Below are 14868 nucleotides of genomic sequence, written 5' to 3'. Positions count from 1 at the left end.
TACGAGCCGGACGCAGGCAGGCAGGCAGGCAGGCATTCCTGCGTAACGGAGGAAATCCTGCGTAACGGAGGAAATCCTGCGCGTCTTCTTCGCGAGCCCGCCATGCCGTACGTCGCCTCGGCAATGGCAGCAACCCTGCCGCGATCGAGCAACAAACCGATCTTCGCCCACTATTCCGGCGGCACGCTCTCATGGCCGCGATCCGCGCGTCTGGCAGAGCCGGCGGCGGCTTGCCGTCTTCTTGTGCGTCGCGCGGATAGCCGGAGCAGTGCGTCGCGAAACTGAAAATATCGCCGCGCAGTTGCAACGGGTAATGATCAGAGACCTGTCAGATCGCCGGCATCGAACAGGCTTCTGACAATGATCACGAAGCATGCTCCTCATGCCACTGTTCCCCGCACTGCGCTTCACCGTCCCCGTGATCGCCGCCGCCTGCCTGCTCGGCGGCTGCTCAGGCAGTACCTCGACCGGCACCCCAAAGGTCGCCACCCTGCAGAGCGCGGACGTGGCGGCGAGCCCCTCGACCTCGGTCGACGACCAGCGCCCGCTGGTGCGGCTGGATGCCTCCGACGAGGAACGTGAAGACTCGATCAAGCTCTGGGCCGCCTGCGTGTTCAAGCTGGGCGGGCCCGGCTACGAGGACCCCCGGAGCCTGATCTGGCATCGGGGCGAGGCCAAGGCGGAGAAGATCCGCGTGGCGTGCCAGACGAAGGAGCCGGAGACCTACGAGCAACGCCAGCAGCGCACCGACATCGCGGCGTTCCGCGACAACCAGCGTGAGTGGTACAAGTGCGCCAAGGAAGCCGGCTACAAGCTCACCCCTCCCGAGGAGGACGGCCAGTTCGGTCTCACCGAGGTCGGCCCGAACGGTGACTTCGGGTCGGCCAAGATGGAGGACTGCCGTAAGGAGGCGTTCAAGGAGTGAGCGGTAACCGCAGGCTCATGGTGGTGCCGCCACCCGGGCTGCTGCGCGCGGTGAGGGTCCCGCCGTGGGCCTCGGCCAGTTGGCGGGCGATCGGCAGCCCGAGGCCGCTACCGCCGGTGGCGCGGGCCCGTGACGTGTCGGCACGCCAGAACCGGTCGAAGATCTTCGGCAGGTCGCCGGGGGCGATGCCGGTGCCGGTGTCCCGGACGACGATCGTCAGTTCGGTGCCGGTCACCTCCGCCGTCACCGAGACCGTTCCCTCCGGCGGGGTGTAGCGGATTGCGTTCGACACCAGGTTGCCCACGATCTGGCGCAGCCGCACGGGGTCGGCGTTGATCACCGGGTTGCCCGGCACCCGCGAGGTGAGCGTGACCCGGCCCTGTGCGGCGACGCTGCCGTGGGAGTCGGTGACCTGGTTCACGACGTCGCGTACGGCCACAGGCTCGGGATGCAGCCGCAGGTTCCCGGCGTCGGCGGCGGCCAGGTCGCTCAGATCGTCGATGATGTGCTGCAGCACGATGGCCTCGTCCTGCAACAGGTCCAGCAGCGCGGGCTCGGCCGGCACCACGCCGTCCTGGGCGACCTCCAGCCAGGCCCGGATGTTGGTCAACGGGTTGCGCAACTCATGCGCGATGTCACTGACCATCAAGCGGCGTTGCGCCTCGGCACGTTCACGCCGCTCACCGAGGTCGTTGAGGGTCCGCGCCAGGTAGCCGATCTCGTCGTTGCGGGTCACCGGCATGGGCACCGACCGGCTGAGCGGCTGCGCGGCGGCACCCGTCAGCGCCCGTAACGGCTGGACCAGCCGGCGGCCGGTCAGCACGGTGAGCACGATCGTGGCGAGCAGCACCGCCGCGGTGACCCACACGATGCGCAGGATGTTGGCCCGCGACAGACTGAACACGGGCTCGTTCACCGCGTTGTCCGCATCGGTGATGAACAGCAGGGCGGGCGGCGCCACGTACGGGCGCAACTGCTGCACCCGGGCCTCGCGCACACACGACGTGGTGCGGCTGTCGCTGACGTCCACGGTTCTGTCGGACCGGCTGCGCCGTACCGACTCGACGGTGAAGTCACGGCCGACGGCGATCTCGTCCCGGCCGGTCAGGCCGAGACACCGCGCGGTCCTGGCGGCGAGATCCTCGAGCGCCACCTTCTCGGTGGTCGTGACCGCCCGCGTCTTGGCCGCACACAGCCCCGCCATGCCATGGGAATCCGCCACGGTCACCCGCACCGTAGGGCGCCCGTCCGGACCGTCGCCCAGGATGCCCTTGAGCCCGATGTCCTCCAGGCACCTCAGCTGCTCCTCGGCGAATCGGCGCAGCTCGGCATGCTCCTTCGCGGTCAGCCGGTACGGTCCCCGCACGCGGGCGTCGATGCGATCGGTGCCCGCGGTGAGCCCCTGATCCAGCCGCAGCGGGTCGACCAGGGCCGAGGCGCGCCGCGCACCCGGCGGAACCCACGACCCCGAGTCCGCGATGAGCTCGCGATCCTCGGTGGTCACCGTGATCCGCCTGCCGATGTCGGCCGCCCTGTCCTCGACCAGGCCCTGCACGCCGGTCCAGTCACGGTGCACGGCGGCGTACCCGATCAGCATGTCGTAGACGCTCGTGTCCTCGGCCAGGGAACGGCCCTGCTCCTGCCGGATGGCCCGGCTGGTGGTCTGGGTGGCGAGCCACGCCGTGGCGACGACGGCCGCCAGCGCGATCAGGACCGAGGTGGCCAGCAACCGCCCCACCAGACTGCGGTGCAACGGCACGTGATGCGGGCGATCGCCGGTCATGCCGCGTCCCGGGACAGCTTGTACCCCACGCCGTAGACCGTCACGAGCAGCTCCGGCGTCAGCTTGCGCCGCAGGTTCATCACGTGCACGTCGACGGTGCGCTCGGTCGAATGCCGCTCGATGCCCTTCGTGCGAGCCAGCAGCTGGGCCCGGGTGAACACCTGATCGGGGCGGCCGGCCAGCGCGGCCAGGATCGCGAACTCACCGGGCGTGCAGTCGACGGGCGTCCCGGTGTACTCGACGTGATGCCGTCCCGGATCCACGACAAGGCGCCCGACACTCGTCATCCGGCCGGCCGCCGGCAGTGCGGTGTGCCGGCGGCGCAGCAGGGTCCGTACCCGGGCCACGAGTTCGCGCGGGCTGTACGGCTTGGTGAGGTAGTCGTCCGCGCCCACGTCGAGCCCGATGAGCATGTCGTCCTCACTGGTCCGCGCGGTCAGCATCAGCACCATCACATCGCTGTCGCGGCGCAGTGCCCGGCACACCTCCAAGCCGTTGAGCTCGGGCATCATCAGGTCCAGGATCAACAGATCCGGCGGCTGGCGCCGGGCCTGGGCGAGCGCGGAACGCCCGTCGTGCACCACCGCGACCGCATGCCCCGCCGCCTGCAGGCACTGCCGCAGAACCTCGGCCTGCCGCCGGTCATCTTCCGCCACGAGGACATGAGCGCACACGACGGCGACTATAGAGCGGCGCCGCGACCGGGCAGGAAAACCTGACAACTTCCTGATCATTGCCGGTCCGGCGCGGGCGGCCGGGTGACTTTTTGCATTGCCAGTGCAGTTGTTCCGGGAGGTGGGACTGTCTAGCGTCGAGGGATGTCCTCGTCCTGGTCCTTCGCCGTCGCCCGTGACGATCTCCAGCAGACCACCGTCCTGGAAAAAGAGCTGCCCGGGCTGTCCGGGGGAGAGGTGCTGCTGCGGGTCGACCGGGTCGGGCTCACCGCCAACAACGTGACGTACGCCGTGCTCGGCGATGCCATGCGCTACTGGGAGTTCTTCCCGCCTGAGCCGCGGGGGCTGGCGTCGCGGTGGGGGCTGCCGCCGGTGTGGGGGTTCGCCGACGTGGTCGCGTCCACGGTGCCCGAGGTTGTCGTGGGGCTGCGGGTCTACGGCTACCTGCCGCCCGCCGGTCATCTCGTCGTGCGGCCGGACCGGGTCGACGGGCAGGGGTTCCGGGATGCCAGCGAGCATCGGGCCGGGCTGCCGTCGCCGTACAACGCGTACCGCGCGACCGGCGGTGACCCGGTCTATCGCGCGGACGAGGAAGATCTGCTGACGCTGTTCCGGCCGTTGTTCTTCACCTCGTTCATGCTGGCCGATCAGATCATCGACAACGATTGGTACGGCGCCGGCGCATTGGTGTTCTCGTCGGCGTCGAGCAAGACCGCGTACGCCGCCGCTGCTGAACTGGCCGGACGTGGTCCCCGCCTGATCGGGCTCACGTCGGCGGGGAACGTCGAGTTCACCCGGTCACTGGGGTGTTATGACGACGTGGTTCCGTACGCGGAGATCAATGAATTGGCTATTGAATCGGTTGTTTATCTTGATCTGTCCGGGGATCCGGCGACGCGTGCCGCGTTGCGGGCGCGGCTCGGTGACCGGTTGGTGCGTGACATCGCTGTGGGGCTGACCACGCAGACTCCCAATATGGAGGCGGCGGGGGAGGTGTTCTTCGCGCCGGTGCAGATGCGCAAGCGGCGTGAGGACTGGGGGCGTGACGGGCTCGATCAGCGGTTTGCCGAGGCGTGGCGACGGTTTGCTGATGTTGCGGGTGCGCGCCTTGAGGTGCGTACCAGTAAAGGGCCTGAGGGTTTGCGGCAGGCCTGGCTGGAGGTCCTCGGTGGGCGCACGCCACCGCGGGCCGGCCACGTCATCGAGATGTGATGGGTGCCCGGCCCGGGCATTGGTTCTCAGCAGGCGTTCGTGCGGAAGCTGGAGATGGCTGAGCCGCTGAATCCGCAGGTGAACGTGGTGAAGCGGGTGTCGTTGTTGATCCAGCGCTTGAACCAGGACACGATCATCCGCGACAGCGACGGGTTGTGGCTGTTCGGGAAGAAGTGGCTGGCGCCGGCGAGCTCCACGTAGGACTTCGGGCCGGCGAGGCTGTTGTAGAACGGGATCGCGTGGCTGGAGACCGGCGCGACGCTGTCGGACTGGCCGCCGACGATCGCGACCGGTTCGGTGACCTCCGGCCAGCTCTGGTCGCTGTTCCACGGCGCCATCGGCACGGCGGCCTTGATCCTGCCGCTCGTGTCGGCCTTGAGGGCCTCGAGGGAGCCGCCGCCCATCGACCAGCCGGCGACCCCCTGGCGGTTCGCGTCGACGCGCGACCGTACCGTCGTCGGTGAGGTGTTGACCGCCCAGGTGAGCGCGGCGCGCAACTGGCTACCGCGGCTCGCCGGCTGGTCGTAGATCGAGTTCGTCTCAATACCCACGACGACGAAGCCCCAGGAGGCCAGCCGCGGGCCGAGCCAGCTGACGGTGAGGCCGGTGAGTGGTCAAGACCTGAGCTCCTTCGCCCGGTGAGGCGGACGCCGCCGGGAGCGGCGGGTCAGCTCATGGAAACCCTCCCGGCACGGTTGCGCATCGGTGAAATCACCGGCGTCGTCTTGCCCCATCGGTCGTTGACATCTAACATTTCAGTTGTGGAGAAGGTCGGACGCAACCTACTGCGTGACGCTGCGTACGAGCGACTGCGCGCGGCGATCGTGGATGGCACCCTCGAGCCGGGCGTCGTGCTGCGCAGCGATGACATCGCCGAACGGCTCGGGCTGTCGAAGGCGCCGATCCGCGACGCCCTCGGCCGGCTCGCCAGCGAGGGCCTCGTCGAGAGCAAACCGCAGAGCTTCACCCGCGTGACACCCCTGATCGAGAAGGACGTCCGCGACGCCGCCGCGGTCGTCGGCGCCATGCACGACCTGGCACTGCGGTCCGTCACGCTCACCCCCGAACAGCTCGACCGGATGCGGACGGCCGGCGCGCACTTCGCCGCAGCCGTCCGCGCCGGAGACCTCGACGCGGCCCTCGACGCCGACGACGCCCTGCACGCCGTGCCCGTGCTCGCCTGCGGCAACGCCGCCGCGGCGATGACCATCGAACGCTTCACCCCGCTGATCCGCCGGGCCGAACGGCTGCTGTGGGCATCCCCGCACGGCGAGCGGTCGGTTCGTCAGCACGACGAGCTCATCACCGCCCTGTCCAATCAGGACGACGATCTGGTGATCGCCGTCAACCGCACCATCTGGGGCCGAATCCACCAGGGAGACAACCGTGCCACTGACTGACTTCGACCGCTATCCGCTGCTGTTCGGCCCCTCACCCGTCCACAAACTCGAGCGCCTCACCCGCCACCTCGGCGGCGCCGCGCTCTGGGCCAAGCGCGAGGACTGCAACTCCGGCATCGCCTTCGGTGGCAACAAGACCCGCAAACTCGAATACCTCGTCGCGGACGCCCTCGCGCAGGGCTGCGACACGCTCGTCTCGATCGGCGGGGTGCAGTCCAACCACACCCGGCAGGTCGCGGCCGTCGCCGCGTATGCCGGGATGAAGTGTGTGCTCGTGCAGGAGAGCTGGGTCGACTGGCCCGACAGTGTCTACGACAAGGTCGGCAACATCCTGATCAGCAGGCTCGCCGGCGCCGACGTGCGGCTGGTCAAGGCCGGGTTCGGCATCGGGTTCAAGGAGAGCTGGGACCTCGCCCTCGCCGAGGTCGAGGCATCCGGCGGCAAGCCGTACGCGATCCCCGCCGGCGCCTCCGACCACCGCCTGGGCGGGCTGGGCTTCGCCGGATGGGCCGCCGAGGTCGCCCAGCAGGAGACCGACCTCGGCGTCTTCTTCGACACGATCCTGGTCTGCTCGGTGACCGGCAGCACCCAGGCCGGGATGATCGCCGGGTTCGCCGCGCTCGGCGACGACCGGCCACGCCGGGTGCTCGGCATCGACGGCTCGGCCAAGCCCGTCGAGACCCGTGACCAGGTCGCCCGGATCGCCCGTGCCACCGCCGCCCTGATCGGCGTCGACCGCGACCTCACCGAGGACGAGATCCTGCTCGACGACCGGTACCACGCCGGCACCTACGGCATCCCCGACGACGCGACGATCGAGGCGATGAAGCTCGGCGCGCGTACCGAAGGCATGGTCACCGACCCGGTCTACGAGGGCAAGAGCCTGGCCGCGGCCATCGACCTCATCTCCCGCAAGGAGATCCCCGCCGATTCCACCGTGTTGTACGCGCACCTCGGCGGGCAGGTCGCCCTCAACGGCTACTCCGCACTGTTCTCCTGACCGCCCGCACCACGACCAGCCGGGATCGTGTTCAGGCGAGGAGCAGGCCGGGCAGCTGCGACATGTGGGTGAAGACGAGGCTGGCGCCGGCGGCGCGCAGGTCCTCCGGCGCCGCATTGGTGGGGCTCGCGGGTGCGAACCCGAACACGGTCGCCCCCGCTGCCACCCCGGCGGTGACGCCGGCGACGGAATCCTCGATCACGACGGCCGTCGCCGGGTCCACCGACAGTGCCTCGGCGGCGGCGAGATAGACGTCGGGGAAGGGTTTGGTCCGGGGCACCTCCATGCCGCTGAAGACCCGTACGCCGAACAATTCGTTCAGCCCGGCGATCGTCAACTGCATCTCCACCTTGCTGCGATCCGCCCCGGTCACGCAGGCGAAGCGATCACCCATGAGGGTCGCCACGGCCTGGACTGCTTCCTTCGCCCCGGGGATCGGGAGGAGACCCGCTCGCAGGGCGGCGTTGCGCCGGCTGCGGAAGTCGGCCAGCCAGGCCTCGTCGATGCGGAACCCGGTGTGCCGGTGGATCACCTCCCACTCGTCCCTGAGTGACCGGCCGACGAACAGGGCGATGGACTCCCGCTCGGAGATATCCCACCCGAGATCGATCAACATGGCCCGCAGGACGCCGTTCGTGATCGGCTCGGAATCGACGAGCACGCCGTCACAATCGAAGAACACGGCCGAGAAACGCGGCGTCGAGGAGGTCACGGCCGGAAACTGTACCGGAGGCAGGCAGCCGGTCCGGCCCGGTTCCATTCCGCCGGTTATCCGATAACCTATCCGCACATCTCCGGGGGAGCGGTCCGCGCCCGCCGCACCCAGGCCTCTATTTCACGGTGATGTGGGCGTCGCGGAGGCTGACCTTGACGCCGGGACCGTTGCCGCCGGAGACACCGAAGGTGACCTTGCCCTTGGTGTGCCGCGCGCCGGTGGACTTGCCCCGGGACAGGTCGCTGGTCAGCAGTGTCTTGCCGTCCACCAAGATCTTGGCGCTGTTCTTGACCACGTCGACCCCGAGCACGTGCGGGCCGTTCTCCTCGATCTTCAGCGGTTTCAAGGTGCCGTCGTTCACGCTGATGGTGTCCGACTCCTCGAGGTATCCGTTCAGGTAGCTCACCGAGACATCGCGGGCGCAGATGCCCGCGAAGTAGCCGTTGCTGCCGTCCTCGCTGAGCCGGAAGTAGATGTTCACGCACGACCGCAGGCTCATCCGCGCCTGCACCCGGATCGTCATGTCGCCGGAGAAGCTCTGGTCGGGACCGTTCTCACACGTGATCATGAATTCGGTCCGCATGACCAGGGCGCCGCCGTCGTAGTCGCAGCCCTCCTCGGCGGTCCCGGAAGGCGACCACAGGCTCGGTGAGGTCAGCGGGTCGAAGATCTCCTTCGCGGACTGCCGGGCCACCGCCGGGTCGGCGGAGGCAGAGGCGGAGGCGGTGGATGACGAGGACGGGCGGGAAGCGACAACAGCCAGTTTGTCCTGTCCCGTGTCTCCGAGCCGTGCCCCCGCCCAGCCACCCGCGGCCGCGAGCAGCACGACAGCGGCCGCGGCGGCTGCGAAACCGCGCCACGGGCGTTTGCCGGCGGCCGGGGTCGTCGCGGGGCTGCTCGTCCCGGAGACCAGCTCGAACAGCAGCTCCTGCGCGGTCGGCCGGTGCGCGGGATCCTTGGCCAGGGCCCGCTCGACGATCCCCGCCAGCGCGGGCGGTACGCCGTCCAGCTGCGGCGGCTGGGTCAGGATGCGGCCCGCGATCGCTGCGGGACTGTCGGCCGCGAACGGGTTACGGCCGGTCGCGGCGTACGTGACCACCGCACCCCACGCGAAGATGTCAGCCGCAGGGGTCAGTGTGCGGCCCGCGTCCGGCGACAACCGCTCCGGCGCCATGTACGACAACGTGCCGACCGTCTCCTCCGGCCGGGTGTGGTGGCTGGTCGCCTCGACGGCCTTGGCGATACCGAAGTCGATCACCTTCGGCGCGCCGGGGGCGAGCAGCACATTGCCCGGTTTCAGATCCCGGTGCACGACGCCCGCGCTGTGGATGGCCGTCAGCGCTGTCGCCACCCCCACCGCGATGCTGTGCAGACTGCCGCCCCGCAACGGGCCCTGCGTACGGACGAGCTCGGCCAGGCTGGGACCGTCGACGAACTCGACCACCAGGTACGGGGTCCGGTGATCGGGATCGGCGTCGAGCACCTCCGCGGTGCAGAACGCCGGAACCTCCCGGGCCCGGTTGACCTCGCTGCGGAACCGCGCCTGGAAACCCTCGTCGCGGGCGTGCTGGGCCTTGATGACCTTCACGGCGACCAGACCGCCGCCGGGCTCGCGGCCGAGGTAGACCGCACCCATCCCGCCCTCGCCGAGCCGGCCGATCAGCTCGTAGCGGCCGAGCACACGGGGATCTCCGGGACGCAGAGGAGTAGCCACGCGGGCACTCTAATGCCGGTAGGGTGGCGCGGTTCATCCACCATGGAACGAGGGGGGCGAGATGAGCACGCAGGGCACCCCGCTGCGACCGGAAGATCCCCGCCATATCGGGGCATACCAGCTGATCGCGCGGCTCGGCGCGGGCGGCATGGGTGTGGTGTACGAGGCCCGCGCCGCCGACGGCCGCCGGGTGGCACTCAAGATCGTGCACGCCGACCTCGCCGAGGACCACGAGTTCCGCTCCCGGTTCCGCTCGGAGGTCACCCGGGCCCGGCAGGTGCCGCCGTTCTGCACCGCCGAGGTGCTCGACGCCGACCCGGACGCTCCCCGGCCGTACCTGGTCGTCGAGTTCGTCGACGGACCCTCGCTGGCCGACGACGTCGCCCGGCACGGTCCGGTGAGCGCGGCTAACCTGCACGGCCTGGCGATCGGCGTCGCCACCGCGCTGGCCGCGATCCACGAGGCGGGGGTCATCCACCGCGACCTCAAACCGCACAACGTGCTGCTCGCCCCGGGCAGCCCCAAGGTGATCGACTTCGGCATCGCCCAGACCCTGGACCCGACCTCCCAGCACACCCGCACCGGCCAGATGGTCGGCACCGTCAACTACATGGCGCCGGAACGGTTCGGCGCCCCCGGCAGCCCGGTCACCACGGCAGCCGACGTGTTCGCCTGGGGATGCGTGATCGCGTACGCCGGTCAGGGCACCCCACCGTTCGACGCCGACTCCCCGCTGGGGGTCTTCGGCCGGATCCTGAACGGCGAACCCACCCTCGACGGGCTGGACGGACAACTGCACACGCTCGTCAAACAGGCCCTCGACCCGGTCCCGGAGCTCCGGCCCACCGCCCGCGAGCTGGTCGACGCGCTGCTCAGCCCCGGCACGGACGGGGTGCTGCGCGACGTGTTCGAGCGCCAGCCCGAGATGCGCACCGCCGTCCAGCAGATCCGCGCCACACCCGCCGTCCCCCGGCCCCCGCGGACCGACCCGGTGATCCGCCGTCACCGGGGATCCACGGCCCTGATCGCCACGATCGCGGCCCTGGCACTCGCCCTCGCCGGCGGCCTCGGCTTCGTGGCCCGCACCGGCACCGGCTGGTTCGATACACCCGCCGCGGTGACCAAACCCTCGGCCAAACCCCCGGCCCTGGTCGTACCCAGCGGCAGCGTCAAGGTCACCGACCCGCTGACCACCGCCGCCGGATGGGAGGCCTACGAGGTCGCCAACAACCGGACCTACTGCCGATACGCCGACGGCCGGCTGCAGGTCCGCAACTTCCAGGACGGCAACTGGCACTGCGAAGGACCGGACCTGGACCTGACCGGAAGCTTTGCCCTGCAGGTCACCGGCCGGATCGAGCAGGCCGACAGCTGCCTCAAGGTCTGGTTCGCCGAATCCTCCACCTGGCGGTACTCACTCGACGTCTGCGAGGACGTCTGGCGGCTGATCGTCGCGGACCAGGGCCCGGGCGACGAACGCGTCGTGCGCGAATGGGGCGACAGCGCCACCGACGCCGGCAAGGACCTGCGCCTGCAGATGGTGGTGCAGGACGGCACCGTCCGGGTGGGCCACGACGACATCCTGATCGGCGACTACCGCATCGGGGAGGGCTTCGAGGGCCTGGATGAACTCGGCCTGACCAGCGCCCCCGCCGTCGAACAGGGCCCCTTCCACGTCTCCTACTCCGACGCCGAGATCCGCTCCATCCCCTGAGGGACGTCAGCGCTGCCCGGTGAGGGCTTCCGGGCGGTCGTCCTTGGCGTGCTTGTCGTGGTACATGCGGCGGTCCGCCGTACGCAGCAGGTCCGCGAAGCATGCGTCGTCGTTCGCAGCGCGGTGGGCGACGCCGACGCTGACACCCACGCGGACCGTGTCGTCGCCGATCGGCACCGGTTCGGCGACGGCCCGTACCCATCGGTGGATCACCGCGTCGACCTCGTCGGTGGGGAGGCCGGGCAGGACGATGACGAACTCGTCGCCGCCGAGGCGAACGAGCAGGTCCTCGGCGCGGAGCCGGCTCTGCAGGCGGATGGCGACGGTCTTCAGGAGCAGGTCGCCGGCGTGGTGGCCGTACGTGTCGTTGACGGTCTTGAAGCCGTCCAGGTCGAGTAGCACCAGGCTCACCGGGCCCGGCGGGAGGGCGGCTTCGTGTTCGTCGAGGGCGATGCGGTTGGCGGTTCCGGTCAGGGCGTCGGTGCGGGCCTGGCGGGTCATGGCGAGGCGGGCGTTCTGGAGTTCGGCGACGTAGCGGTCGAGGCTTCTCGCCTGGGCGCCGGCGGTGGCGGATGCGACGAGCAGGACGAGGATGGCCAGGACCACGCCGGCGCCGTGCGGGGAGTCGGGCGCGCCGTTGCCGAGCAGTGCCCCGGTGACCACGGCGGTCGCCACCACGGTCCACGCGATCAGGACACCCGTCAGCTTGTGCCGGGTCGAGGCCGACAGCAGGGCGAGCACCGCGCTCGGCCATAACGGGACGCCGGCGACACTGTTGATGACCAGCACCGGTGCTACCACGGCCAGGACGTCGAAGCTGGTCTGCGCCGTCGCGACCCATCGGTAGCGGCCGTCGGAGAAGTGGCGCAGCCGGAGAACGGTCAGTGCCATGGCCGCGACCTGCACCACGCCGATAACCGCCGACACCTGTGCCAGGGTGGGATGCCAGGTGGTGTTCCACCGGACGTCGTCCGGCGGGCTGAGGGCAAGGGCTCCCATCAGGGCCACCACGCTCGCCCGGGACCACTGCACGACCCGTTCCAGGTCGTGGCGGTGGTCGACCTCTGATCTTCGCCCGCTCATCGCCACGCCCTCTCGCCATCGGCGCTGATCGGCCGGGGCGGGCAGGGCCTGAAGGTTTACGGGTGTGATCTGTCGTGCTTCAGGCGGGCCGGACAGCGCCGGCCGGCCCGCCTGAAGGGTCAGCGGGTGGTGTAGCGGATGACGTCGGTGCGCATCACGTCACCGGACACCTTCACCGCGGCGAACGTGTGCCGGCCGTTCTTGAGGCCGGTAGCGTTGAAGACCTTCTGCTGGGTGGCGCGGGTGGCGCTGTGGGTATCGACTCGCTTGACGACCTTGCCGTCGATGACGATGTCGACGAGGCCCTGGTCGGGGCCGGTCGCGGTGATCCAGTCGACGGCGGTGCCGGTGAACGTGTACGAGACCTTGTCACCGTTGGTGGTCGTGGCGTGGACGTCGTCGAGGTGGTCGCCGCGGAAGGCGAAGTCCAGCTGGGTTGCGCCGAGCGGGAGGGTCGCGAGGTACGCCGCACACAGGGTGATGGTCGAGCCGGACAGGGTGTAGTCGGTGCCCGGCTTGAGGGTGGTGCCGGCGAGCGAGACGCTGGTGAACTCGGTGCCGGGGCGTGCCAGCTTCACCGGGACATCAGCCGGGGCCTTGCGGTCGAACGATGCCGTCGGCGGGTCGAGCAGGCTGGGCTGCAGGACGTCGATGCGGTCGAGCAGCATGTACGAGCCGGACTTCTTGACGGCCATCAGGGTGTGGCTGCCGTTGGGCAGGCCGGTCACGGTGAACACGGTCTGCTGGATGAGGCGGGGCTGGTCCTGTGCGCGGCCCGTGTTGACGGTTTTCACGAGCTGGCCGTCGAGGTAGATGTCGACGTCGCCCTGCGAGGTGTCCATCTCGGTGATGTACGAGACGCCGGTGCCGGTGAACGTGTACTGGAACGAGTCGCCGTTGCGTTCGGTGTAGTGGACGTTGTCGTTGTAGTCGCCGAGGCCGCGGCCGGTGCTCTGTGACCACGTTCCCGCGTACGTGATGGTCTGGTCGGTGTCGTCGTGGGTGATCGTGCGGACCGGGCCGGTCGTCGACGGCGGGGTGGTGGTGCCGGTGTCGGTGACGGTCAGGGCGAGCGGCTGGGTGGTGGCGGCGACCTCGTTGCCGTTGTTGCGGGTCCAGGTGCCCTGGTAGTTCACGCGCAGGGCGTCGTCGTTGACGGCGACTGCCGCGCCGGACTGCGGCGTGACCTTGAGAAGGCGGACGCCGTGGATCGGTACGTCGGCGGCGGTGAACTTGGCCGAGAAGCGGCCGAGGTCCTTGCGGGCCCACAGGTCGCGCACGGTGGCGGCGCCGGTCAGGCCGATGTCCGAGAAGTTCGCTGTGATGTCCTTGTCGGTACGGCCGAGGTTGAACAGCGCGACGGTGTAGGTGCCGTCGTCGTTGAGGGTGTACCAGATCGGCTGCTGCGACGACGCGGACACCGGGCGCGCGGGGGTGCCGGCCTGGTCGACCGCGATCACTTCGGGGTTGGTGAGCAGGCTCAGCCCGTACGCGTCGAGATTTGTCAGGTCGTTGCCGAGATAGAGCGGTGCGGCAGAGATCGCCCACAACGTCATCGCGGAGCGGCGCTCGTCGCGGGTCATGCCGTCCATGGCGCCGTTACCGACGTTGAGGGAGTCGAGGTCGTTCCAGCCGCCGTTGCCGCCGTTGCGCCACCAGGTCGCGAGGTCCGGGAAGAGCCGGGCGATGTTCTGCCACTGGGTGAGGGCCTCGTTCGCGCAGTAGCACTCGACGTCCCAGTCGATGCGCCAGCCGTTGGCCTTGGAGCGCCAGTAGTCGGCGTACATCGGGTCCAGCGCCCAGGACAGCTCGAACCAGATCTTGTGCTTCTTCAGCGCCGACGACCAGGCGGCGACGTCGTCGCGGGCGTCGAGGGACAGGTCGCTGATCCCGGAGCCCGGGGTGACGCTGTCGAACTTGACGAAGTTGACGCCCCACTGGGCGAACAGGTCGACGATCGAGTCGATGTACTTCTGCGAGCACGGGTTCGTGAAGTCGATCTTGTAGCCGATGTTCCAGTAGTCGGCCTGCTGGGTCGGCTGCTTGACGATGTCGTGCGTGGTGCAGCCGGGGGCGCCGGCGATCGGGAGGCTCGCCTCGTACACGGCGGGGGAGATGCCCGGGATCATGTAGAGGCCGAACTTCTGGCCGTTGCCGTGGACGTGGTCGATGACCTTCTGCAGGCCCTGGGGATACAGCGTGGCGCTGGGTTTCGGGCGGCCGTTGGCGTCGACGCCGTCGTTCCAGCCGGCGTCGACGTTGAGGTAGTTGTAGCCGTACTTCTGCAGCTTGGTGTGCATCGCGTCGGACTGCTTGATGAGCTGGTCGGCGGTGATCCACTTACCGTTGCCGGAGTAGACCTGCATGCTGTAACTGCTCCAGCCCATGTACGGCCGGGTCGCCCACGGGTCGGGGGTCGAAGCGGATGGCACCGTGGAGGTGGTCGCGGCGGCGGGTGGGGCGCCGGCTCCGGGTGAGGGGTTGGGGGCGGCCTGCACCGGTTGGGAGCCGGCGACCAGGAGCATGAGCACGGCGGCGCTGAGGACGGCGGCCGGGCGGGTGCGTATCACGGTGTTGCCTCCTGTTTCGGGAACGGTGGGCTGTTTTTGGGGACGGCGGGGTGCCGGTCGGGGGAGTGGACCGACCGG

The 14868-nt window shown here is 69.6% G+C and carries 11 protein-coding genes and 1 pseudogene; 5 read left to right on the top strand and 7 right to left on the bottom strand.

The window, feature by feature from the left end; all coding sequences use genetic code 11:
- Positions 1-382: 382 nt before the first annotated feature.
- Positions 383-925: a hypothetical protein gene (locus Ahu01nite_RS33575; RefSeq protein ID WP_203840732.1), complete on the top strand. Its 543-nt coding sequence runs from the start codon at positions 383-385 to the stop codon at positions 923-925.
- Here Ahu01nite_RS33575 and Ahu01nite_RS33570 read toward each other — a convergent pair.
- Positions 915-2708 carry a HAMP domain-containing sensor histidine kinase gene (locus Ahu01nite_RS33570; protein ID WP_203840731.1) on the bottom strand — a complete coding sequence of 598 codons (1794 nt, stop codon included), beginning with the start codon at positions 2706-2708 and terminating at the stop codon, positions 915-917. The genes Ahu01nite_RS33575 and Ahu01nite_RS33570 overlap by 11 nt on opposite strands.
- Positions 2705-3382 carry a response regulator transcription factor gene (locus Ahu01nite_RS33565; RefSeq protein ID WP_239159335.1) on the bottom strand — a complete coding sequence of 226 codons (678 nt, stop codon included), beginning with the start codon at positions 3380-3382 and terminating at the stop codon, positions 2705-2707. Before Ahu01nite_RS33565 ends, Ahu01nite_RS33570 begins: the two co-directional genes overlap by 4 nt.
- 144 nt (positions 3383-3526) lie before the next feature.
- Here Ahu01nite_RS33565 and Ahu01nite_RS33560 point away from each other — a divergent pair, with 144 nt between their 5' ends.
- The gene (locus Ahu01nite_RS33560) at positions 3527-4594 is read left to right on the top strand and encodes a DUF2855 family protein (protein WP_203840729.1); all 1068 of its coding nucleotides are present in this window, start codon (positions 3527-3529) and stop codon (positions 4592-4594) included.
- 26 nt (positions 4595-4620) lie between these two features.
- Here Ahu01nite_RS33560 and Ahu01nite_RS33555 read toward each other — a convergent pair.
- Positions 4621-5178 (bottom strand): annotated as a pseudogene (locus Ahu01nite_RS33555) (poly(ethylene terephthalate) hydrolase family protein); the annotation flags it as partial.
- Positions 5179-5355: 177 nt separating this feature from the next.
- Here Ahu01nite_RS33555 and Ahu01nite_RS33550 point away from each other — a divergent pair.
- Both Ahu01nite_RS33550 and Ahu01nite_RS33545 read left to right on the top strand, forming a co-directional pair.
- Positions 5356-5994: a GntR family transcriptional regulator gene (locus tag Ahu01nite_RS33550; protein ID WP_203840727.1), complete on the top strand. Its 639-nt coding sequence runs from the start codon at positions 5356-5358 to the stop codon at positions 5992-5994.
- On the top strand, positions 5981-6994 hold the full coding sequence (locus Ahu01nite_RS33545; RefSeq protein ID WP_203840726.1) for a 1-aminocyclopropane-1-carboxylate deaminase: 1014 nt from the start codon (positions 5981-5983) through the stop codon (positions 6992-6994). The genes Ahu01nite_RS33550 and Ahu01nite_RS33545 overlap by 14 nt, the downstream gene beginning before the upstream one ends.
- Positions 6995-7025: 31 nt before the next feature.
- Here Ahu01nite_RS33545 and Ahu01nite_RS33540 read toward each other — a convergent pair whose 3' ends face one another.
- Positions 7026-7706 carry an HAD family hydrolase gene (locus tag Ahu01nite_RS33540; RefSeq protein WP_239159334.1) on the bottom strand — a complete coding sequence of 227 codons (681 nt, stop codon included), beginning with the start codon at positions 7704-7706 and terminating at the stop codon, positions 7026-7028.
- Between the two features lie 118 nt (positions 7707-7824).
- Positions 7825-9423: a serine/threonine protein kinase gene (locus Ahu01nite_RS33535; protein WP_203840724.1), complete on the bottom strand. Its 1599-nt coding sequence runs from the start codon at positions 9421-9423 to the stop codon at positions 7825-7827.
- Between the two features lie 61 nt (positions 9424-9484).
- Between Ahu01nite_RS33535 and Ahu01nite_RS33530 the strand changes: the two genes are divergently transcribed.
- Positions 9485-11137 carry a serine/threonine protein kinase gene (locus Ahu01nite_RS33530; protein WP_203840723.1) on the top strand — a complete coding sequence of 551 codons (1653 nt, stop codon included), beginning with the start codon at positions 9485-9487 and terminating at the stop codon, positions 11135-11137.
- 6 nt (positions 11138-11143) lie between these two features.
- Here Ahu01nite_RS33530 and Ahu01nite_RS33525 read toward each other — a convergent pair whose 3' ends face one another.
- Positions 11144-12220 carry a GGDEF domain-containing protein gene (locus Ahu01nite_RS33525; RefSeq protein ID WP_203840722.1) on the bottom strand — a complete coding sequence of 359 codons (1077 nt, stop codon included), beginning with the start codon at positions 12218-12220 and terminating at the stop codon, positions 11144-11146.
- Between the two features lie 119 nt (positions 12221-12339).
- The gene (locus Ahu01nite_RS33520; RefSeq protein ID WP_239159333.1) at positions 12340-14790 is read right to left on the bottom strand and encodes a X2-like carbohydrate binding domain-containing protein; all 2451 of its coding nucleotides are present in this window, start codon (positions 14788-14790) and stop codon (positions 12340-12342) included.
- Positions 14791-14868: the final 78 nt, after the last annotated feature.

The organism is Winogradskya humida, from assembly GCF_016862215.1.
Lineage (GTDB): Bacteria > Actinomycetota > Actinomycetes > Mycobacteriales > Micromonosporaceae > Actinoplanes > Actinoplanes humidus.
The sequence above is the reverse complement of the archived record's forward strand: the minus strand, read 5'-3'. Positions and strand labels throughout refer to the sequence as shown.

Bases quoted from the DNA above. Each gene is read 5' to 3' on its own strand.
- Ahu01nite_RS33560 (WP_203840729.1), top strand. From the start codon at position 3,527: ATGTCCTCGTCCTGGTCCTTCGCCGTCGCCCGTGACGATCTCCAGCAG.
- Ahu01nite_RS33575 (WP_203840732.1), top strand. From the start codon at position 383: ATGCCACTGTTCCCCGCACTGCGCTTCACCGTCCCCGTGATCGCCGCC.
- Ahu01nite_RS33525 (WP_203840722.1), bottom strand. From the start codon at position 12,220: ATGAGCGGGCGAAGATCAGAGGTCGACCACCGCCACGACCTGGAACGG.
- Ahu01nite_RS33530 (WP_203840723.1), top strand. From the start codon at position 9,485: ATGAGCACGCAGGGCACCCCGCTGCGACCGGAAGATCCCCGCCATATC.
- Ahu01nite_RS33570 (WP_203840731.1), bottom strand. From the start codon at position 2,708: ATGACCGGCGATCGCCCGCATCACGTGCCGTTGCACCGCAGTCTGGTG.